This is a genomic window from Natrinema zhouii (assembly GCF_013456555.2).
Classification (GTDB): Archaea; Halobacteriota; Halobacteria; order Halobacteriales; family Natrialbaceae; genus Natrinema; species Natrinema zhouii.
The window spans coordinates 155267-176310 of sequence record NZ_CP084883.1; the positions used below are offsets into that span (position 1 = coordinate 155267).

Consider the following 21044-nt stretch of genomic DNA (forward strand, 5'->3'; position numbering starts at 1 on the left):
TTCTTCCCCCAAGGGGTGAGGGGCGTTCCAGAACGGAGCGTCCGTCGTCAAGAACGATGACTACGAGTGACTGTTCGCAGGTGTCCTTCGATGATTCGGACACCAGACGTGAGGAGATGCACAGCACGATGGAAACCTGGGTCGAAGACCTCGTCGACGAGGTTGATGACGCAGTCTCGAGTGAGCAGTTCCAAGAGTGGCTCGACGTGCAGAGTCACTTCCATGACTACTCCTATCGGAATACACTGCTAATCACTCGTCAGTGTCCGCACGCGACTCACGTCGCCGGCTATCGAACGTGGCAAAACGAATTCGACCGGCATGTGAAAGAGGGCGAAAGTGCGATCTGGATCTGGGCACCGATCATCGCAAAGCAGTGTCCCAAGTGTGAGAACTCACCGTCGTATCACGATCGAAGTGACTGTGAATATGACGGAACATCACCCGAAGATTGGTCGAAAGGACTTGTTGGCTTTCGGCCAGCGCCAGTCTTCGACATTTCTCAGACAGAGGGAGAGCCACTGCCCGAACTCGAGACCGAGGCGACCGGGGAGGCCGATGAACTAGTGCCAGTGCTTCTCGAGGGAGCTTCAATGCTTGAAGTGGAAGTGGAGGTCGTTTCTCCAGCAGAATGGACTCACGGAAATGCCAGAGGTGTGTGTCAGTACCGCTCTCCTGCGGAGCGACCACTAATCGAGGTTCGCGATCGAGAGAACAGTGCCGACCTTGCCGTAACGACCGTCCACGAGTACGCCCACGCACTCTTGCACGGTGATGTCGACGACGAGACCGAGCGCTCGAAACGCGAACTCGAGGCGGAAGCTGTCGGCTACATCGTCGGTCGGTATTTTAGGCTGGACACGAGTGGGTCGGCGTTCTACCTCGCTGCATGGGAGGGCGAAGAGTCGGAGGCCATCCTCGATCGACTCGAGCGGATCAGTTCGACCGCTGCGGAGATTATCGATGTCGTCGACGAGGTGATCACAGATGAGTGATCGGCACCTCCTCTTCGGAATCGTCGACGCGCTCGAAACGGAGGGACTCGGTCGTGATGAGTACCAACTGCAACGGGTGATCGACGTCGAAGCACTCGAGCAACTCGTGGACTCGGCGAACGATGATCTCGAGGTTAGATTCTCGGTCGGAGAGGTTCGTGTCCTCGTCACACGGTCCGATATACAGATTCTCACGAATCCGTAGATTGGCTCTGTTGGAATCCTTAACCTTTGATAGTTTCTACACCACCGATCGCTCAGTATGCTACGTGGCGGAATTTGATGAATGTTGGGAGCGTGAGCGGGGCGCTGTTTCGTTAAGCGTGAAAAGTGAGGCGGCACGATTTTATGGTGACCATGCCAAAAATCGACCGCCTCAGCGGGTGTAGCGACTGGATCGATTTGAGTTTTGTGGAGCGAGAGCGGACACCGCGTCAGCTGATGGAGCTCGGTATTCGACTCCATCTTGCTGGCCTCTCGCTTTCGAATACCGTTCGAGAGTTAGAGAAGTTCGGTGTCGAACGCAGTCGCAAGGCAGTCCACGATTGGGTTCACAAGTGTGATCTACAGCCGACAGATGATGCGAGTCCGAATCACGTTGCGCTCGACGAGACAGTGATTCAACTTGACGAACATCGCTATTGGCTGTACACTGCTGTCGATCCAGAAACGAACAAAGTCCTCCATATACGGCTGTACTCGACGACTACGACTGCGTTGACAGAACGATTCCTGCACGAACTCACTGAGAAACATGATCTTGATGATGCCGTGTTTCTCGTCGATGGAGCAAAACATCTCCAGACCGCACTCCGTCGAGCTGGGCTCCGATTTCGATACGAAAAACATGGAAATCGAAACGCTGCTGAACGTGTCTTCCGCGAGATAAAACGACGCACCTCTTCGTTCTCAAACTGTTTTAGCCACGCACGACCATCAACAGCCGAATCCTGGCTCCAAGCCTTCGCCGTCTGCCACAATGCTACAAACTAAACACGACCGTGAGCGGACGGCGAACGCCCTGACGGGCGTCGCCGTCCGGCTCCACGCGACCGGTTGTTCGCTTCGAGAGACATAAGCAATTCTTCGCCTGATTGGCGTAGAACGCACTCATCAAGCAATCTGGCACTGGGTACATCGGCTAGCTGATAGTGTCTCAGACCCGTCGACGTCCACGAGAGCAAAGCTCTCGTGCGGCCCATCAGAACGCGAAGCGTTCTGAGGACGGTGAAGCCGTCACAGGTCGCCATTGATGAGACTGCTGTCAAGATTAACGGCGACTGGTCTTGGTCGTACGCCGCAATAGGCTTAGACTCGCGGCTCATTCTCGATGTCGCAGTCTTCGGACAACGAGGCACCGATCCAGCCGCTACGTTTCTCCATCGATTGACCGTGAAACACGATCTCTCCGACACCATGTTTCTCGTTGATGGCTATGGTTATCTGACTGCCCTCTCTCGATTAGGATTGAGCGGTCAGCTCGACTATGTTGAGCGAAACCTGCTCGAAAAATGGTTTCATACCCTGAAGATGCGTGTTGACCGCTTTCACAATTCGTGGGTGGGCAGTTGGGCGAGCGTGAGAAACTGGCTTGAACAGTTCGTACTCTATTATAACACATAGCGACTGCACCAGTCACTCAACGGACAGACGCCAGCGGAGGTGCTAAACAGACAGTGCCCTGCAGTATATTTAGTCATCTAAATCATGAATATGTTTCATAATATAGCTACATTTCAAATAGATCTGATTCTAAGTTCTGTATTGATAATCTATCTGACCCGAACACCTCATCTGCCTTAATGTGGTTCAAACTAATTTCTCCACTGATGGTAATATTTTCCACCAAAGTCTCATCATCCACTTCAAGGTAGCCTGATACAATTACCTTTTCAGCCTTTAATACGCCTGAAATCCGAAGTGATCCTGAAACAGTTACGATTGGCGAAATGACGTCTCCCTCTACTACTGCACTTCCCGAAATATCCAGAGAGGTAACTCGGATGTTTTGATCCACAGTTAGTGCTCCGACGACACTAAGATTTTCACAATTGATTTTGTCCATGTTTCTGCTTCCAGTTATTTGCATATCATCATCCATACTTCTAGTAGTGTGCCAAACCCTAAGAAGATTAATGTTAGTACTGTGCATTCCAAACCGAAATAATAGAATGGACGCTCTCTCTACACCATACTTTAATATACTACTGTGTTTTCGTTGTATATGGGCTACCATGTCAAAGGGAAAGTCAGAACCGGAAAGCTCCTTATGGCTTCGACCAAAGATAGAAGAACCTGCTACTGTCCTCCTCATCGGTGCTGGAAACAATGAGTATACCAGGAATGTTTGTCAGAAGCTGTTAACTACAGTATCATACCGACAAGAAAGTATATTGGCCATCGGATACGGAGAAAGAAAAAGGACATGGTTAGACAATCTTGAGTACGAACCAGCAAATTTAACAATAAAATGGTTGTCTTCTGACCAAGTGGATTATGATGAAATAGGTGGATTACAGGAACTGGAAAATGGTTTTCAGCCATTATCAATTGATCACCACCGCATCGTATATTTCGATAATGCATCAAGTATGTTTAAGGACAGCGATGATTTCGTAACTTCCTATAAAAAGTTCCAACATACTATCAGTCGCCTCTCAACTATGGCTACTATTTTGTTTTCACGCATTGATCCTACAATACATACTTCCTATGAGATAGAAACTATATCTAAGCAATTTGATTATGTAGCTACTTTAGACGAGAATACCGGGAATTGGGAGATAAAAGAATCGATTCTAGCTGATAACTAAGACTTCAACCCAATAATGAGTTAATATATGAAGGGTATAGAAGTTTCCCTCCGAATTTATTCTGTTTGATTTTTTAACCAGATCCTCTATCAGTACTATCTTATATACGATTATCATTGGTACGGATATGCAGGCAGTCCAATTCGCGGAACACGGCGACAGGGACGTCATCGAGTACGGCGAGTATCCCGATCCTGAGATCGATCGGGACGAGGTACTGGTCGACATCAAGGCGGCCGCGCTCAACCACTTGGACATCTGGACGCGACGGGGGATGCCGGGGATCGACCTCGAGATGCCACACATTCCGGGCAGCGACGGGGCCGGTGTCGTCGAGGAAGTCGGCGAGGACGTCACCCGCTTCGAGGAGGGCGATCACGTCGCGCTCTCGGCCGGCGTCGGCGACCTGCGGATGGACGATCCGACGCTCGATCCGCGCTTCCACATCATCGGCGAGCACGTCACGGGCGTCCACTCCGAGTACGCCGCGATTCCCGAGGACAACCTGATCCCCGTCCCCGACCACGTCGACTGGGCGGTCGCCGGTTCGAGCAGTCTGGTCTTCCAGACCGCCTGGCGGATGCTCATCGAACGCGCCGACCTCGAGGCTGGCGAGTCGGTGCTCGTGCTGGGTGCCAGCGGCGGAGTCGGCCACGCCGCGCTCCAGATCGCCGACTATGCGGGCGCGGAGGTGTACGCGACCGGGAGTACCGAGGAGAAGCTCGAGTACGCCGAGGAACGCGGTGCGGACCACGTTTGTAACTACGAGGAGGAGGACTTCGCGGACTGGGTCCTCGAGGAGACGGGCGGTCGCGGCGTCGACGTCGTCGTCGAGCACGTCGGTGCGCCCACCTGGCAAAACTCGCTCAAGAGCCTGACCAAGGGCGGGCGGCTCGTCACCTGCGGCGGTACCGGCGGCGGCAACCCGGAGACGGACATCCCACGCATCTTCTGGAACCAGCTCCAGATCATCGGCTCGACGATGGCCACGCCCGATCAGGTCGACGACGTGATGGAACTCGTCTGGGACGGCACCTTCGAGCCCGCGATCCGCGAGGAGTTGCCGATGAGCGAGACCGCACGTGCCCACGAGATCATCGAGAACCGGGAAGGGTTCGGCAAGGTCGTCGTCCGGCCCGACAGCGAATTAGAGTAACTAATTCGGTGCCATCTCGATTGTGTGATTGGGAACACTACCGTTGACGTGCATTCGCGTTTTGTCACTGTTCTTAATCGATTCACGTTCAGCCGGCCACCTAACACGCCGCTATAGCACAAGATATGAACGAAATACGACTGCTCAGATGATATCGTGATACTTGAGGTAGCCGTCCGTGAGGAGTGTCGAGAAGAACGATTCGACGACCGGGTCATACGGCGGTGAAAGGTCGAGCAATTCTCGCGCGACGGCCTCTTTTGTTCGGTCACGCGATTCTGTATCGCGGTAGCGCTCGAGAATCCACTCATCGTACCGGTGGAGTTCCGTTTCGGCCATTTCAAACGCCTCGTCCGAATCGTACGGCCACTCGCCGAAGTGAGGGAATACGATCCGATCGGGGTCGAGCGTCTCGAGTTTCTCGATGTTCTCGGCGACTTCGTCGACGTCGAAATTGGGGAGGGTAGCCGGCGGGAGCAACTGGTCCGCCTCTTTGAGGTAGAGGCCGAGACACTCAGCGGCGAACAGGAGCTTCCGTTCGGGGTTCCAGACCGCGAAGTGGTCCGGAGAATGTCCCGGCGCATAGATCAGCTCAAGTCTGTTCGATCCAAGATCGATCACCGTTCCTCCGTTTCCGATTCCAACGACGTTTTCTTCGGGAACTGATCCCTGTTTGCCCATCAGATCGAAGTGGTCACCCATCGCTCGCTTGCTGCTTTCGATGAGTCCACTCGGGTTTACTAGATGAGGAGCGGTTGATTCATGGATGTATACGTCGAGGTTGGGAATCGCATCGACGAGTTCGCTCGCAGCACCGGTGTGGTCAACGTGGATATGCGATAGGACGAGGTTCGATAGCTCCGATGGTGATAGTCCACATGCCTCGATGCCATCCGTAATTTTCTGCGCGGTGGTGGCAATGCCCGCATCGACGAGCGTCGGTTCGTCGTCGTCGAAAAGATAGACGGACGCGACGCCGGAATCGAACATTTCGACATCAATCCCGTATACTCCATCAACCACCTCGAATGCGGTCATGAGAATCTGTGTACCGTCGAGTACCAAATCTGTTGTGGGTGTTGAAGCCGCGAGCAGCACTACTGTTATTTCGGAATTCTGATGGCTCCAGATACTTGGTCGCCGGCGCGTTCACTCGAGTTTTCGACCTAGATTGTGTCAGTAGTAGTGTCTTGAGCGGCTATCGAGATTCGGCGGGCCGTTCGGAAGCGAGTGGATACCCGCGTCGTTGATTGACCCTCGTGATACCAGTTTACGTGTCGCGTTGTCGAACGGCAATGCGTCGCATTCGTGACTCTACTCGGAGGGCAGTGCCGACTCGAACTCTTCGCCGACAAAAACGAGCGATATGTTCATCCGTGTCGGTATTACTCCGTTTGCCAGTGATTCTGGCGGATTGACATGGTGATGCTTACGGTTGGAACGTGATCGTTCGTTCGTCGGCCGTTTCGTCCCGTTCGATCGCGACTGTCACTTCTCGACCGATCTCGACGTTCTCCTGATCGATTCCTCGTACGATCCCCGTTAACCTAATCGGACCGAACATCGCGATCGCTGTAACGTACGGTGCCTCGTCTTTGAACTGGGGCGTCGGAACGGTAACGAGAGTATGGGTAACTATCTCTCCCGTCGACGGAAGTATCGCCGTGGCTAGTTCGCGATCACCGCAATGTGGACAGGCTCGGCGGGGCGGCAGCGTTCCATGGCCATTTGAACACTCGTAGTAGTATCCTTCGTCAGCCTCGAGTGCATCGAGGAAGGCATCGTAGCCGTCTTCGCGAGTGTCCGTCATGTCATTACCTCCAGCACATGAACGGACGCGCTGGCGACCGTTCCGCCGGCGTTATGTGCGAGCCCGACGGTCACGTCATCGTCCACGGCGTCGGAACGAGGATGCGTCCCGTTCAGTAGCGTTCGGACGGCCGTGATCTGAGCCGCCCCGGTCGCACCGACGGGATGACCTTTCGCCTTGAGGCCGCCCGAGAGGTTCACCGGAAGCTCTCCGCCGCGTTGTGTCTCGCCCCGTTGGGCCGCGCCGAGAGCTTCGCCGTAACCGTACACGCCGAGTCCCTCGAGCGCAAGCACCTCCGCAATCGTGAAACAGTCGTGAACTTCCACGAGACCGATGTCCGTCGGATCGATTCCGGCATCAGCGTACGCCTCGTTGGCGGCCTCGCGCGTAGCCGGCGTCTTCGCCAACGACCGCCGATCTTGCAGCGCCATCGTGTCGCCACCGTGACCGGATCCGGTGATGACGACGCCGGTATCGAGTCCGTGTTCGGCGGCGTACGATGGCGACAGCAACACGATCGCAGCCGCCCCGTCGCTAATGGGACAGGCGTCGTACAGCCCCAACGGGGCCGCGATCTTGGGCGCGTCGAGGACATCGTCGACCGTGATCTCCTCTCGGAGGTGCGCGTGGTCGTTGACAAGTGCATGGTCGTGGTTCTTGACAGCAATGTGTGCGAGATCTTTGCGGTCGCCACCGAAGGTATCGAAGTATGCCCGCGCCATCAGCGCGTAGGCTGCCGGAAAAGTGACGCCGGCTTGAATCTCGAAGAGATCGTCGGCCGCACGGGCCAGACCGTCGGTCGCACCGGCGGTTCCCATGTTGCTCATCCGTTCCATGCCTCCGGCCACGACGACGTCGGCCTCGCCGGACCGAACGGCTCGGACTGCATCCCGGATTGCCAGTCCACTCGAAGCGCACGCGCTCTCGACGCGCTTAGCTGGAGCGGTTGTCCCTACTGCCTCTGCGACGAGGGGCCCCTGATGGCCCTGGTTCTCCGAGACCGTGCCGACGAAGTTACCGTAAAACACTTCGTCAATCTCCTCGGGTTCGAGGTCGGCATCCTTAATCGCGGCGAGTCCGGCCTCTGCAAATATGTCTCGACCCGTTCGCCCGGGATGTGTTCCGAACGCTGTCATACCTGTTCCGGCGATGAATGCCTTTGACATTCGATATCATTGATTCATTGAAGGAGCATGACTATATGCATATCGACCGCCACACTGTGGCGACCCTCGATGATCGACCCGAGACGTCGGAACGGGGATTACGGGGCAAAGGACTATCGACACCGCCGATGACGCCGCTTGAGCGTTATGGTAACGCATGGATCGTCGTAGACGGCCGGAAGTTCGCGGTTCGCGTATCGTCGAAGACGTGACTGCCGCACCCGCTGCGGGTCGTCCCTCCTGTTCACTTCTCGTCGCGTTCGCGCTTGTGGGGCCCGACGGTGAGTCACGTAAAATTTTACAGACATCATGTTTATGTGGTTTGGAAACAAGTTTCGAGACGAAGGTTAGCACGCAGCACATAGAGGGAAATACGAATGAAGGAATCTGATTCCGCCGGAGAGACCGTGAGGAACAATCCGATTCGAACGCGAGAAGACTGGAAGAATGACCGGGCGAGGGCCGTGGAGGATCCCGGTGGATTTCACGGGGGGATCGCCAAACAAGAACTCCACTGGTACATTCCGGAAGAGGACGGATGGATCTCGTGGGAGGACGGCGCCAAAACGTGGAGAGGATTCGATCGCGACGGCGAACGGATCGAACCTGACCGTACGGAATCGTTTGAACCATGGGATATCGCATTCGACGATTCGAACGCGCCGCTGTACGAGTGGTTCTCGGGCGGTCTCACCAACGCCTGCTTCAACGAGGTCGATCGACACGTTCTGTCCGGTCACGGCGAGGAAGCGGCGTTTCATTTCGAGGGCGATCAGTGGGACCAATCCGAAGGGGACGGTCGAGGCGGGCCGGTCACCTCCGAAACGATCACGAGACGGGAGTTACTGGTAAACGTCGTCACCGCCGCGCAGGTGCTTCGCGATCTCGGCCTTGAGAAGGGAGACCGAATCGCACTGAACATGCCGAACCTGCTGGAGCAGATTTACTACACCGAGGCAGCGAAGCGGTTGGGTATCGTTTACACGCCTGTGTTCGGGGGATTCAGCGATAAGACCCTTTCCGATCGGATCGCCAAGCTGGGAGCGGACGTTCTCATCACCGCCGACGGGGGGTATCGAAACGCGGAGGTTGTCCCCTACAAGGAACAGTACGCCGATCCGGCGCTGGATGACTACCTCCCCGTCGATCGCGTCCACGAAATCGTCAACGAGACCCTCTCGGAACTGGACGTTCCAGCCGATCTCGGCGCGTCCATCCGCGAACATATCTCCGAGGCCATCGCTGGGGAGATTACCGTTGAGCGCGCGGACGCGATGCGCGGTGTCGGGAACGCGCTCGCCGCGGAGTCCCACCTCGACCCCGATCGGACGTCCGAGATACGGACCGAAATCGCACGCACGCTCGTCGACGTCGGGGACCGCCTCGAGCGCGTCGTCGTCGTTGAACACACCGGTCAAGACATCCAGATGCATGACCGGGATGCGTGGTCGGCGGATCTCATGTCGCGAGCACGCGAGGGCGTTCTTGAGGCCGCTCGCGAGGCCGGCTTCAAGCTCGATTCAATCGGTGATCTCTACGATCTCTCGGACCGCGATCTCGTGCGTGCGTGTCACGCGGCGAATGCGCCGGAACCGGTCGACGCTGAGTACCCGCTGTTCGTTATCTTCACGAGCGGATCGACCGGGAAGCCGAAAGGAGTCGTCCACGTTCACGGGGGATATACGGCTGGCATTGCTCACACGATGAAGATCTCGTTCGACATCGTCCCGGGAGAGGACACCATTTTCGTCGTCGGGGATCCCGGCTGGATCACCGGTCAGTCGTATCTCATTAGCGCTTCACTGTCGACCCGTACGACGAGCGTCGTCGCCGAGGGATCGCCGCTGTACCCCGACGCCGGACGGTTCACATCCATCATCGAACGCTACGGCGTCACCGTGTTCAAGGCCGGTGTCACGTTCTTGAAAACGGTGATGGAAGACGAGGAAAACGTCAGCGATATGCAGGCGTGGTCGACGGACTCCCTTCGGGTCGCAACGTTCTGTGCCGAGCCCGTAAATCCGACCGTTCAGGAGTTCGGCATGGAAGAGGTCTGCGAGCGGTACATCAACTCCTACTGGGCGACCGAACACGGCGGAATCGTCTGGACCCACTTCTTCGGAAACGAGGAGTTCGAACTGCGACCGGACGCGCACACCTACCCGCTACCGTGGGTGTTCGGCGACGTCTGGCGCAAAGAAGAGACTGAGAGCGGCGCGGAGTTCGAGGCGGCCGGATACGGCGAGCGCGGCGAGATCATGATCACCGAGCCGTATCCGTATCTGATGCGGTATGTCTGGGGCGATCTCGAAAACTGGGATCCCGAAACGTGGACGGACCAGTGGTCCGGGAACGACGAGCGCTTCGTCGACACCTACTGGGTCCAGAAGGACGGGGAGTGGGCCTATCTCCAGGGCGACGTCGCACAGAAGTATGAGGATGGATCGTTTTCCCTCCACGGACGGTCCGACGAGGTGATCAACGTCAGCGGTCATCGGATGGGGACCGAGGAACTCGAGGCCGCGATCCTCAAGGACAAGCAGCTCAATCCGGACTCCCCAGTCGCGAACGCCGTGGTCGTCGGGGCATCGCACCACGAAAAGGGACTGACGCCGGTCGCGTTCGTCCAGACCAAGCCCGACGAAGAACTGACGACGGACGTCGAGCGTCGTCTCGCAGATCATGTCCGCGACGAGAAGGGCTCGATCGCGGTCCCGGAGGACTTCATCGAGGTCGACGGGTTCCCCGAGACCCGATCGGGGAAGTATATGCGACGGATGCTCGCAGCGATGCTCGAAGGGGACGATATCGGCGACACGACGACGCTGAAGAATCCGGCAGTCCTCGAGGAGATCCGTCCGAAAGCGGAGCGCTGGCAGCGCCGCCAGCGGCTCCAGCGCGAACAGGACGTTCTCGAGCAGTACCGGTTTTTCACCGTCCAGTACAACGCGGTTCGCGGAGCGGACGCGAAGCTCGCGACCATCGTCGTGGACAACCCGCCGGTCAACGCTCTGACGGAGCGAGCGCTGGACGAACTCAACACCATCGCCGGTCACCTCGACCGTCGCGAGGACGTCGGCGCGGTGGTGGTTACCGGCGAGGGAAGCGCCTTCGTCGCCGGCGCCGACATTGAACAGTTTCTAGAGGAGGTACACGAGACGGTGAGCGCCCGGACACTGTCGAAGAAGGCCCACGAGGCGTTCCGCAAGCTCGAGGCGCTCTCAAAGCCTGTCGTCGCCGCGGTCAATGGGGTCGCGCTCGGCGGTGGAAACGAGCTTCAACTCGCGACCCACTATACGGTAGCCGACAAACACGCGGAGTTCGGGCAACCGGAACTCAGGCTCAATCTCATTCCCGGATACGGCGGTACGCAGCGTTTGTCGAGGGTGCTAGCCGACGAACGGGGACGCGAAGGGCTGCGAGACGCCCTCACGCTGATCACGAACGGTCGGTCGGTTGAGGCGCACGAAGCGTTCGAGATGGGATTCGTCGACGAAGTAGCGACTAGTGAAACCGCTCGTGTCCGTGCTGCGGAACTTGCGCGCGAATACGTCCGAACGGCCGACGGACCACTGGCCGACGCGCACAAGGAGCGTCTGTCCGCCGTCGAGTCGTGGCGCGAACCGGGTACGTTTGACGACTCAGTCCTTGAGGAACTGTCCGTCGAGCGCAATCAACGTCAGTGTGAAAATACGAGCGCCGGCCGCGCAAAAGCGTTCGACCGCGCGGTGGCGTCGATCCGAGCCGGACTCGAGCGAGGCATCGACGCGGGATACGAGACGGAGGCCGACAACTTCGCCGAGGCGATCGTTGACCCCGAGGGAGGGAAGACGGGCATCGAAAAATTCCTCGACGGACGGCCCGAACCGCTCCCAACTCGACCGCGGGAGACGCCTGACCTTCGGGAAGCCGACCGGCTTTGCAACGCGGGCGAGCTGTTACCGGTTGGAGCACCGTTCTACCCCGGCATCGACGAAATACCCAACTATCAGTTCGGCTGGGCCGCTGAGACGGACCACGAAACCGGCGAGCCCGCTCACGGCGACCCCGAAGATGCGGAAGTCGAGGGGATCTATCCCGTCGAGGAGCCAGGGCCGAACGAGGTCCTGTTGTACGTGCTGGCGAGCGAGGTGAATTTCAACGACATCTGGGCAATCACCGGGATCCCGGTCAGCCAGTTCGAGAATCACGATCAGGACTACCACATCACCGGCAGCGGCGGCGTCGCGCTCGTCGTAGAGATGGGCGAAGCAGTCCGCGATGAAGGGCGAGTCAGCATCGGCGACCTAGTGACGATCTACTCCGGGCAGAGCGACCTCCTCTCGCCACGGATGGGACTCGACCCAATGTACGCCGGGTTCAGTATTCAGGGGTACGAGGGACCGAACGGGAGCCACCAGCAGTTCATGCTTGCACAGAGCCCGCAGGTCCATCCGATCCCGGTCGACGCGACGCTCGAAGAGGCAGGATCGTACGTGCTCGCGCTGGGCACCGTCTACCGGGCGCTGTTCACGACGCTCGGGATCGAGCCCGGGACGACGATGTTTGTCGAAGGTGCGGCGACGGGCACCGGCTGGGAATCGGCCCGGTCGGCGACACAAAACGGCGTCGCCGTCACCGGACTCTGCTCGACGGACGAGCGCGCCAAACGGATCGAGTCGTTGGGAAGCGACGTCGGCGCGATAAACCGCAAAGCCGACCAGTTCGCCGACATCTGGGGACCAATCCCCGCCGATCCGACGAAGTGGGATGAGTGGAAGGAAGCAGGCGGGGAATTCGTTCGGGCGTTCCGCGAGCAACACGGCGGGCGCGGCGCCGACTACGTCGTCAGTCACGCCGGCGAACAGTCGTTCGCCCGATCGTTCCAACTACTCGACGAGGGCGGGAAACTGACGTTCTGGGGCGCGTCGACTGGATACCACCTGACCTTCCTCGGCAAGGACGGCCGGAGCACTCCGTCCGAAATGTTCGATCGCGTCGACCTTCGAGCCGACGACGGCATCCTCGTCTACTACGGCACCGACACCGGCCCCGACGACATTGTCGACGAGACCGGCCTCCTGGCGATCGAGGCGGCCCGTGACGCGGACGCGCGGATCGTCGTCGTCGCGTACACGGAAGAACAACGAGAATTCGTCGAAAGCCTCGGATATGGGGACGCAGTGGTCGGATCACTAAGCATCGAGGGACTGGAGCGGCGGGACGACGACTTCGTATGGCCGGAGACGATGCCCGACTTGCCACACCCGCAACGGGAGCCGGAGGCGTTCAAACGGACCGTCCAGGAGTACACGGATACCGCGTTCAAACCCCTCGGTAAGGAGATCGGCCAACACCTCCGTAACCGAAACAACCCGCGAGGAAACCCCGACGTAGTGTTCGAACGGGCGGGTCACGATGGCCTCGGCGTCTCGACGATGCTAGTCCGGCCGCACACCGGTCGCATCGTCTACAGCGAAGACATGGGCGACGAACGGTACTCGTTCTATGCACCGCAGGTCTGGATGCGACAGCGGACGGTCCACATGCCGACCACCGAAATCCTCGGTTCACACCTGAGCAACGCGTACGAGGTCGAACAGATGAACGCGGCTATCGACGGCGGCTCACTCGAACTGACCGAGCCCGAACTTATCGACTGGGACAACCTTCCGACGGCTCACCAGCGAATGTGGGACAACGAGCACACCGCCGAAGCCTACGTCGCCAATCACGCGCTTCCCCTCGAAGGGCTCCAAACGAAGGAGGAGCTCTATCAGGCATGGGGGCAGCACAGGACTGCTGCCGGTACTACCGATGGAGCTCGGTCCGAATCCGATGACGGACAGTGACCTAGAGGGCGCGGTGATCGGCGTCCCCGCTGCCGGTTGAGGCAATGATCTGAATTCGCGGGGCGGTCCGCTTTAGGTCGATTCGGATCGACCGATATTAGTTCCGTCCAGAGGGACGGCCGGACGAATGAACTGAACGCGGGATACCGGAGAAGCACAACTCGCTCGACTATATCGACAATATCGATATAGGTCAAGATGATACTTGAGCGAATCGGCGGACACGACGGCGATATATGACTCCATCGATTATATCGATGGATCTGCGGCAGAACGGTAGAACGACTGGATCCTGCGACACCAACTGGTGTCCGCTCGAACGGCTGCTTCAACCGGCCGTCGGCCGCTACTGGGTCAGCGATCTTCGTACTCCTGAATGAGGACTGAACCGTACGTCGGTATGTCTCTATACGTTCTCCGCGGACTAGCCAGGCCGTTTTGGTCGGCCGTCCCCATGTCGGATCTCCTCATTACTGCTCGCCCACGGCGCCTCTCTATCGTTCCGAGATCGTCGATCCGCCTGCGAAAGACGCCTAACCGTTAACTCGTATCGGTGAGTGGAATCATGCCATTCGAGTGATAGATTACAACCCTATGCCTGTAAAGTAATATTATCGTACCATTCGAATTGACATTCGAGTGGTAGATTACGACCATACTCCTGTAAAATCATAATATCATGTCATCCGAATCGCGAGAGGGAGACATAGTACGGTTTCGGTCGAGCCGACACCGACCGACTGCGCGTTCGGCTGGGACGAGCAGGGAAGCTACTCGTCCGGGAAGCTCGATAAAGATAGCGCAAACGGCTCGAAACGGCCGTAAATTCTCCGTGTCATATCGAATGGTCCGATAATGTCGATAGCGCTCGTACAACGCTGTATTCACCCGTTTGGAACCGATCCACGAGAGGTAGAAAACGACAATACCGGATAGAGTTAAGTGGATGAGCTCCGATCGTATGACTACGAACATGAACGATCGCGTTCCGATCAAAACCACGAAAACGACCTTCGAACTGCTCGAAACGCTTGTCAAGGAGGGTAACGCGTCGTTGCCGGAGCTGGCCTCTCATCTGGAGAAACCGACGAGTACGGTACACGATCACCTCATCAGCCTGCGAAAACTTGGGTACGTGGTGAAGGAGGGGAAGACCTATCGAGTGAGCACGAGGCTGCTGGACATGGGTGAGTCGGCTCGGCGGCGGATGGACATTTTCCCCCCCGCAAAGCAGGAAGTCGACGAGCTCGCGACGCAGACTGGAGAGCACGCGTCCCTCGCGATAGAGGAGAACGGGCAAACGGTGCTACTGTACATCTCGAAGGGAGCGGACGCGCTCGACCTCGGCGTTTCGGAGGGATTCCGCATGGCGATGGCGACGAACGCGCCTGGAAAGGCGATACTCGCCCACCTTCCAGAAAATCAAATCGATTCGATACTTGACGAGCACGGACTGCCGGAGATAACCGAGAAGACAGTGACGGATCGAGCCGCCCTTCGGGAACAGTTAGTGGAGATCCGCGAGCGAGGGTACGCGACGGATCAGGGTGAGCGGGTCGAGGGCGTTCGAGCCGTCTCCGTCCCGATCATCCCTGAAGGTCGCGTCCGGGGTGCGCTCACCATCAGCGGTCCGGCGAATCGAATGGAAGGCGAGCGGCTCGAAGCCGAACTGCCTACCCTGCTGTTACAGTCCGCAAACGTCGTCGAAGTGCAGTACACGCTCGGCGGGTAACGTAATCGACCATATGGGTGACGGCGATTCAAGCGGCGTCAATCGGTTCCGCATTCCGACCGCGCAAGTACGTCTCCACATATAGACTTATTACAAGGTTCCATGAATGGGATGGTACACCATGTCAGAGACAGGTGCGGCGATCGCTGCGGAGACTCTCGCAAAATTCGCGGACAGGGTGTATGGCCTCTGCGGCGGTCACATCCAGCCGATATGGGACGAGATCGGCGACACGGGGGCGTCGATCATCGATACGCGCGATGAACGTGCAGCCGTCCATGCCGCCCACGCCGAGGCGGCGGTGACCGGGGAACTTGGCGTCGCGCTCGTCACCGCCGGCCCCGGTTTCACGAACGCGCTGACGGGAATCGCGAACGCATATACGTCCGGTACTCCGATGCTGATCGTCACCGGCTATCCGCCGATCCCACAGTTCGAACGAGGGGCGCTTCAGGAGATCCCCCATCGCGATCTTGCGGAGGACATCACCGTCACGGATCGAACGGTCTACGAGACTGGCCGGATTCAGGAGTACCTCGTCGAGGCGGCAGGTGCCGCGCTCGATAACCGCGGCCCCGCGCTCGTCGAGATCCCGACTGACGTCCTCCGAAACGAGACCAAATGGACGCGTGACCGTCCGGATCCGACGGCACCCCACGATATCATCGCCCCTCAAGAGACGCTCGACGCGGCGGCAGACGCAGTGCGGAATGCCGACCGGCCGGTCGCGATACTCGGACGGGGCGCCCGCGATGCAGCGGCGGAGATCCGTTCATTCGTCGAAGAAACCCGGCTCCCGGTTCTCACGACGGCCGGAAGCAAGGGCGTCGTCCCGGAGACGAACGACTACTGCGTTCCGGGCGCACGCGGCGACGCGATGGGTCAGGCGGACCTCTTCCTGATCCTCGGCAAACGACTCGACTTCACGCTCGGATACGGGAGTCCGGCCGTCTTCGACGAGACGGTCTTCGTACAGGTCGATACCGACCCGGATGCGCTGCGCCGCAATCGAACCCCGGACGTTTCCGTTCGGAGCTCCGTTTCGTCCGCCGTCGCTGGACTCCGGGACCGACTTGAAGGGGCCGTCGGAACGGGCGAGTGGGTCGACGACCTCCGAGAGGGCCACGAGAGCCGAGCGGCGCGCATGGCCGAGCGGAAGACCGGAGACGAAACACCGATTCACCCCTACCGGGTCTGCGGTGCGATCGAACGGGCGATCGACGACGATGCGATCGTCGTCTGCGACGGCGGCGACGCCCTCTCCTTCGGCCGGATAGCGATACCGACAGCGAACCCGCGGGGCTACCTCGATCCCGGTCCGCTCGGCTGCCTCGGCGTCGGACTCCCGTTCGCCATTGGCGCGTCTCTTGCTCGACCGGAGTCGGATGTCGTCTGCTTTACCGGTGACGGCTCGCTCGGATTCAATATGGCGGATATCGAAACCGCGGTGCGCGAACGAGCGGATATTACGGTCGTCGTCGCGAACAACGCCGCGTGGAACATCGAGCGATACGATCAATTAGAGAACTACGGCAGGGAAATCGGGAGCGACCTCACCGACATCGCGTTCGACGAGGTCGCGACTGGCTTGGGTGCTGAGGGTATCTCCGTCTCGGAGCCGGACGCGCTTGATGAAGCCGTCGAACGCGCCGTAGCGACGGACGGCCCTGTCGTCGTCGACGTCGTGGTCGACCCCGATGCCGTGAGCCCGGACGCTGCAAACGGACTGGCTCGCGTTCCAGATTACCAGCCGCTCGACGCGTGGGACGAACTGGAACGGAAGTCCCGACACGAAAAGGGTGACTAAAACATCGACAGATAAACTCGCTTGAAATAACCGGGTGACGACCAGAACCGACCACGTAAACTTATAACAGTTGCCAACAGATACCACGGATAGGATGAGTTGGCCAACTACCGCCGGGTCGGACTCTCATACGGATCCGGATTCAGAGTACTGGGACGAGGAACAGGAGACTCGTCCCCCCGACGAACGCCGCGACGAAATCATCAAGAAAATACGCGAACAGGTTCGGTACGCGTACGATAATAGCGAGTTCTACCGCGAGTTCTACTCGGACGTCGATGTCGATCCGCGCAACATAACGTCGTTCGAGGAGTTCGAACAGTTACCAATCCTGCGCTCCGACGATATCAAACAGGAGCAGAAGGAACACCCGCCATTTGGTCGCTTTCTCTGTATCGACGAGGAGGCCATCACCCGTATCTACGGGACGTCGGGAACGACTGGTCGACCCAAGGTATTCGGAATCGGTCAGGATGATTGGGACCGAATCGGCGAGTGGCACGCACAGATTCTCTGGAGTGTTGGCCTTCGCCCGGACGATCGGGTCATCATTACGAGTCCGTTCATTCAGTATCTCGGCTCTTGGGGTGCGCTCGCTGGCGTCGATCGCTTAGGATGCACGACGTTCCCGTTCGGCGCCGGGATGGAGGGACAAACCGAGCAGGCCGTCGAGTGGATCGCCGACCTGCAACCAGACGCCCTCTACGGAACGCCCTCGTACGCCCTCTATCTGGGCGAGACGGCAGTGGAGAGAGGGTACGATCCGGCCGAAGACTTCGACTTCAAGGTAATGTTCTTCTCGGGCGAACCGGGTGCCAGCGTCCCGTCGACCCGTCGGCAGATCGAGACGATGTTCGGCTGCGAGGTCGTCGACCAAGGGAGTATGGCCGAGATGACGCCGTGGATGTCGAACTCCGGCTGTCGACACTTGGAAAACGGCATGCACGTCTGGAACGATATCGTCTACACGGAACTCCTCGACCCCGATACGGAGGAGTCGCTAGGGTACGGAGCGGAAGGCGTCCCGACGTACACCCACCTCGAGCGAACCTCCCAACCGATGATTCGCTATTGGAGCGGCGACATCACAACGTGGGAGCGCCATGACGAGACCGACTGCGAGTGCGGTCGCACGTACCCTACGCTCCCAAAAGGTATATACGGACGCGAGGACGACATGTTAGTTATCCGTGGGAAGAATATCTTCCCGTCACAGATCGAAGACCAGCTACACGCCCTTGATGACTACGGTGACGAGTTCCGGATCGTCGTCGAACGGGAGGGAACGCTTGACTCTCTCCAGATTGTCGTCGAGGCAGCAGACGACGCCGAGACAGATCCGGGCGAGTTCCACGATCTCGTCAGGCGGGAGATCAAGTCGGAAGTCGGCGTAACGCCGGACGTCACCATCGTCGAACAGGGTGAATTGGACCGAACGCAGTTCAAGGCGGATCGAGTGAAAGATAAACGCGAACTCGCCGTCGACATCTAACGAACGGAGAACACAGAATGAGTTCAGAAACAGACGAGAAAGCCGATACGCGGATTCCAGACGAACCGGAAGGGATGTACGATCCCGACGAAATGAGCGAGGACCCGCTGTTCGACGAAGAGCGACTGCGGGAGTTCCTCGAAGCGAAGGGCGACTGGGAGGAAGGAACCCTCGGGGAGTGGCTCGAGGGTCATCCCGAGCGAAAAGAGACGTTCGAAACGCTGTCAGGGTACGAACGAGAGCGACTGTACACGCCTGAGGACGTCGAGGACCTCGATTACGAGGATGACCTCGGCTTCCCGGGTGAGCCGCCGTTCACCCGCGGCCCTTATCCCACGATGTACCGGGGACGTCACTGGACGCATCGGCAGATCGCGGGCTTCGAGACGGCGGAGGAGACGAATGAACGGTACAAGTATCTCCTCGACCAGGGGCAGACGGGGCTGTCGACCGACTTCGATCACCCGACTCTGACGGGGTACGATTCCGACGACGAGCACTCCGAGGGCGAGGTCGGCCGCATCGGCGTTGCGATCGACACGCTGGACGATTTCGAGGACCTCTTCGAGGACATTCCCCTCGACGAAGTATCGACGAGCATGACGATCAACTCACCCGCGCCGATCCTCCTGGCCTTCTACGTCGCGTTAGCCGACCAGCGCGGCGTCGACCGAGAGAAGCTGCGTGGGACGATTCAGAATTCCATCTTCAAGGAGTTCATCGCCCAGAAGACCTACGCGCTTCCGCCGCGGCCGAACATCAAGCTCGTTGAGGACGTCATCGAGTACTGTACGGAGGAGGTTCCGAACTGGTACTGGGCGAACGTCAGCGGGTACCACACTCGAGAAGCCGGCGGAACCGCCGCTCAGGAGGCAGCATTCACTATCGGAGCGGGAATGGGCTACGTTGAGTCCGGTATCAAGCGGAATCTAGATCCGGACGAGTTCGCTCCCCGAATGTCCTTCTTCTACGTCTCCCAGACGGACTTCTTCGAGGAAATCGCGAAGTTCCGGGCCGTGAGACGTATCTGGGCACGTCTTATGGAGGACCGATATGGCGCGAAAACCGACGCTGCGCGCCGCATGCGCTATCACGTTCAGACTGCCGGCGAGAGCCTCACCGCAAAACAGCCTATGGTCAATATCGCCCGAACGACTATACAGGCGCTCGCTGCGGTGCTGGGCGGCTGCCAGTCTCTCCACACGAACGGATACGACGAGGCACTGTCGATTCCGAGCGAAGACGCGATGCGTATCGCCTTGCGCACTCAGCAGGTGATCGCTCACGAATCAGGCGTCACAGACACCATTGACCCGCTGGGCGGCAGCTACTACATCGAGAAAGCTACCGACGAGATGGAAGCGCGCATCCTCGAATACCTGGCTGATATCGAGGAGATGGGCGAGGGAAGCATGAGAGAAGGAATGCTACGAGGGATCGAGAGCGGCTACTTCGAGCAGGAGATCGTCGATTCGTCGTATCAGTGGGAGAAGCGCAAGGCGGAGGGCGACCTGAAGAAAGTCGGTGTCAACTGCTACACGGAAGGCGGCGACGACACGGAAATCGAGCTCTTCCAAGCGAATCCGGAGACCGAAGAACGCCAGAAAGAACGGCTGAAACGGGTGAAGGAGTCGCGAGACGACGACCTCGTCGAAGAACGTATCGACGCCCTCCGCGAGGCCGTCGAAAACGACGAAAACATTATGCCCTACCTCGTTGACGCCGCGAAGGCGTACGCTACCGAAGGCGAGATGATGGGCGTACTACGAGACAAGTATGGGACGTACGAAGATCCAGGAGTGTTCTAAAATGGCAGCAACAGATTCCACCGAAACGGAGCGTACAGTTCGCGTACTGATCGGCAAACCCGGGCTTGACGGTCACGATAGGGGTGCGAAGGTAGTGGCTCGCGCCTGTCGGGATGCAGGCTTCGAGGTCATTTACTCTGGCCTCCGCCAGTCGCCGGAAGCAATCGTCCAAACGGCCGTTCAGGAAGACGTCGATGTCTTGGGCTTGAGCATCCTAAGCGGCGCTCACGATACCCTCGTTCCGAAAATTATCGATCTACTGGAAGAGGAGGGAATGACCGACGTTCTGATGCTCGTGGGCGGCACCATCCCTGATGATGATCAGACGGAACTCCTCAATGAAGGCGTAGACAAGGTATTTGGACCAGATACCGATATCAACGAAATCGTCGAATACGTCGAAGGGGAGGTAGAAACATGAGTTCCCAGTCCCT

The 21044-nt window shown here is 58.4% G+C and carries 15 protein-coding genes and 1 pseudogene; 12 read left to right on the forward strand and 4 right to left on the reverse strand.

Features of this window, described 5'->3' with window-relative positions:
• Positions 1-56: 56 nt before the first annotated feature.
• The 4 genes and pseudogenes from HYG81_RS41065 (at position 57) to HYG81_RS41080 (ending at position 2618) form a co-directional block, all read left to right on the forward strand.
• Positions 57-995, forward strand: coding sequence for an ArdC-like ssDNA-binding domain-containing protein (locus HYG81_RS41065; RefSeq protein WP_226778320.1), 939 nt, complete (start codon positions 57-59; stop codon positions 993-995).
• Positions 988-1200: a HalOD1 output domain-containing protein gene (locus tag HYG81_RS41070; RefSeq protein WP_226778321.1), complete on the forward strand. Its 213-nt coding sequence runs from the start codon at positions 988-990 to the stop codon at positions 1198-1200. Before HYG81_RS41065 ends, HYG81_RS41070 begins: the two co-directional genes overlap by 8 nt.
• A gap of 152 nt (positions 1201-1352) precedes the next feature.
• Complete coding sequence (locus HYG81_RS41075) at positions 1353-1988, forward strand: IS6 family transposase (protein ID WP_226778322.1); 636 nt, start codon at positions 1353-1355, stop codon at positions 1986-1988.
• Positions 1975-2618 (forward strand): annotated as a pseudogene (locus HYG81_RS41080) (IS6 family transposase). Before HYG81_RS41075 ends, HYG81_RS41080 begins: the two are co-directional and overlap by 14 nt.
• 106 nt (positions 2619-2724) lie before the next feature.
• On the opposite strand, the gene HYG81_RS41085 reads toward HYG81_RS41080, so the two are convergent.
• Positions 2725-3096, reverse strand: coding sequence for a hypothetical protein (locus HYG81_RS41085; RefSeq protein WP_226778323.1), 372 nt, complete (start codon positions 3094-3096; stop codon positions 2725-2727).
• 133 nt (positions 3097-3229) lie between these two features.
• On the opposite strand from HYG81_RS41085, the gene HYG81_RS41090 reads away from it, so the two are divergent.
• Together HYG81_RS41090 and HYG81_RS41095 are read left to right on the forward strand one after the other, a co-directional pair.
• Positions 3230-3808 (forward strand): hypothetical protein, encoded by a 579-nt coding sequence (locus HYG81_RS41090; protein WP_226778324.1) that lies wholly within the window; start codon positions 3230-3232, stop codon positions 3806-3808.
• A 127-nt stretch (positions 3809-3935) separates the two neighbouring features.
• Complete coding sequence (locus HYG81_RS41095; protein WP_226778325.1) at positions 3936-4964, forward strand: zinc-binding dehydrogenase; 1029 nt, start codon at positions 3936-3938, stop codon at positions 4962-4964.
• 144 nt (positions 4965-5108) lie between these two features.
• Here HYG81_RS41095 and HYG81_RS41100 read toward each other — a convergent pair whose 3' ends face one another.
• The 3 genes from HYG81_RS41100 to HYG81_RS41110 form a co-directional block, all read right to left on the reverse strand.
• A complete protein-coding gene (locus HYG81_RS41100) occupies positions 5109-6002 on the reverse strand; it encodes an MBL fold metallo-hydrolase (protein ID WP_226778326.1) in 894 nt (297 codons plus the stop codon).
• 391 nt (positions 6003-6393) lie between these two features.
• Positions 6394-6774 carry a Zn-ribbon domain-containing OB-fold protein gene (locus tag HYG81_RS41105; RefSeq protein WP_226778327.1) on the reverse strand — a complete coding sequence of 127 codons (381 nt, stop codon included), beginning with the start codon at positions 6772-6774 and terminating at the stop codon, positions 6394-6396.
• Positions 6771-7940, reverse strand: a complete 1170-nt coding sequence (locus HYG81_RS41110) for a thiolase C-terminal domain-containing protein (protein WP_226778328.1) — start codon at positions 7938-7940, stop codon at positions 6771-6773. Before HYG81_RS41110 ends, HYG81_RS41105 begins: the two co-directional genes overlap by 4 nt.
• 377 nt (positions 7941-8317) lie before the next feature.
• On the opposite strand from HYG81_RS41110, the gene HYG81_RS41115 reads away from it, so the two are divergent.
• From HYG81_RS41115 to HYG81_RS41140, 6 genes are all read left to right on the forward strand, one after another.
• Positions 8318-13771 carry an AMP-binding protein gene (locus HYG81_RS41115; RefSeq protein WP_226778329.1) on the forward strand — a complete coding sequence of 1818 codons (5454 nt, stop codon included), beginning with the start codon at positions 8318-8320 and terminating at the stop codon, positions 13769-13771.
• A gap of 973 nt (positions 13772-14744) precedes the next feature.
• Positions 14745-15503 carry an IclR family transcriptional regulator gene (locus tag HYG81_RS41120; protein WP_226778330.1) on the forward strand — a complete coding sequence of 253 codons (759 nt, stop codon included), beginning with the start codon at positions 14745-14747 and terminating at the stop codon, positions 15501-15503.
• A gap of 121 nt (positions 15504-15624) precedes the next feature.
• Complete coding sequence (locus HYG81_RS41125; RefSeq protein WP_226778331.1) at positions 15625-17310, forward strand: thiamine pyrophosphate-binding protein; 1686 nt, start codon at positions 15625-15627, stop codon at positions 17308-17310.
• Between the two features lie 94 nt (positions 17311-17404).
• Entirely contained in the window at positions 17405-18802 is a 1398-nt protein-coding gene (locus HYG81_RS41130) for a phenylacetate--CoA ligase family protein (protein WP_226778332.1), read from the forward strand.
• Positions 18803-18909: 107 nt separating this feature from the next.
• Positions 18910-20610 carry an acyl-CoA mutase large subunit family protein gene (locus HYG81_RS41135; protein ID WP_226778387.1) on the forward strand — a complete coding sequence of 567 codons (1701 nt, stop codon included), beginning with the start codon at positions 18910-18912 and terminating at the stop codon, positions 20608-20610.
• 1 nt (position 20611) lies between these two features.
• The gene (locus tag HYG81_RS41140) at positions 20612-21031 is read left to right on the forward strand and encodes a cobalamin B12-binding domain-containing protein (protein WP_226778333.1); all 420 of its coding nucleotides are present in this window, start codon (positions 20612-20614) and stop codon (positions 21029-21031) included.
• Positions 21032-21044: the final 13 nt, after the last annotated feature.

Excerpts from the sequence above, each read along its gene's own strand:
- HYG81_RS41065 (WP_226778320.1), top strand. The coding sequence starts at position 57 with ATGACTACGAGTGACTGTTCGCAGGTGTCCTTCGATGATTCGGACACC.
- HYG81_RS41070 (WP_226778321.1), top strand. The coding sequence starts at position 988 with ATGAGTGATCGGCACCTCCTCTTCGGAATCGTCGACGCGCTCGAAACG.
- HYG81_RS41075 (WP_226778322.1), top strand. The coding sequence starts at position 1,353 with ATGCCAAAAATCGACCGCCTCAGCGGGTGTAGCGACTGGATCGATTTG.
- HYG81_RS41085 (WP_226778323.1), bottom strand. The coding sequence starts at position 3,096 with ATGGATGATGATATGCAAATAACTGGAAGCAGAAACATGGACAAAATC.
- HYG81_RS41090 (WP_226778324.1), top strand. The coding sequence starts at position 3,230 with ATGTCAAAGGGAAAGTCAGAACCGGAAAGCTCCTTATGGCTTCGACCA.
- HYG81_RS41095 (WP_226778325.1), top strand. The coding sequence starts at position 3,936 with ATGCAGGCAGTCCAATTCGCGGAACACGGCGACAGGGACGTCATCGAG.
- HYG81_RS41100 (WP_226778326.1), bottom strand. The coding sequence starts at position 6,002 with ATGACCGCATTCGAGGTGGTTGATGGAGTATACGGGATTGATGTCGAA.
- HYG81_RS41105 (WP_226778327.1), bottom strand. The coding sequence starts at position 6,774 with ATGACGGACACTCGCGAAGACGGCTACGATGCCTTCCTCGATGCACTC.
- HYG81_RS41110 (WP_226778328.1), bottom strand. The coding sequence starts at position 7,940 with ATGTCAAAGGCATTCATCGCCGGAACAGGTATGACAGCGTTCGGAACA.
- HYG81_RS41115 (WP_226778329.1), top strand. The coding sequence starts at position 8,318 with ATGAAGGAATCTGATTCCGCCGGAGAGACCGTGAGGAACAATCCGATT.
- HYG81_RS41120 (WP_226778330.1), top strand. The coding sequence starts at position 14,745 with ATGAACGATCGCGTTCCGATCAAAACCACGAAAACGACCTTCGAACTG.
- HYG81_RS41125 (WP_226778331.1), top strand. The coding sequence starts at position 15,625 with ATGTCAGAGACAGGTGCGGCGATCGCTGCGGAGACTCTCGCAAAATTC.
- HYG81_RS41130 (WP_226778332.1), top strand. The coding sequence starts at position 17,405 with ATGAGTTGGCCAACTACCGCCGGGTCGGACTCTCATACGGATCCGGAT.
- HYG81_RS41140 (WP_226778333.1), top strand. The coding sequence starts at position 20,612 with ATGGCAGCAACAGATTCCACCGAAACGGAGCGTACAGTTCGCGTACTG.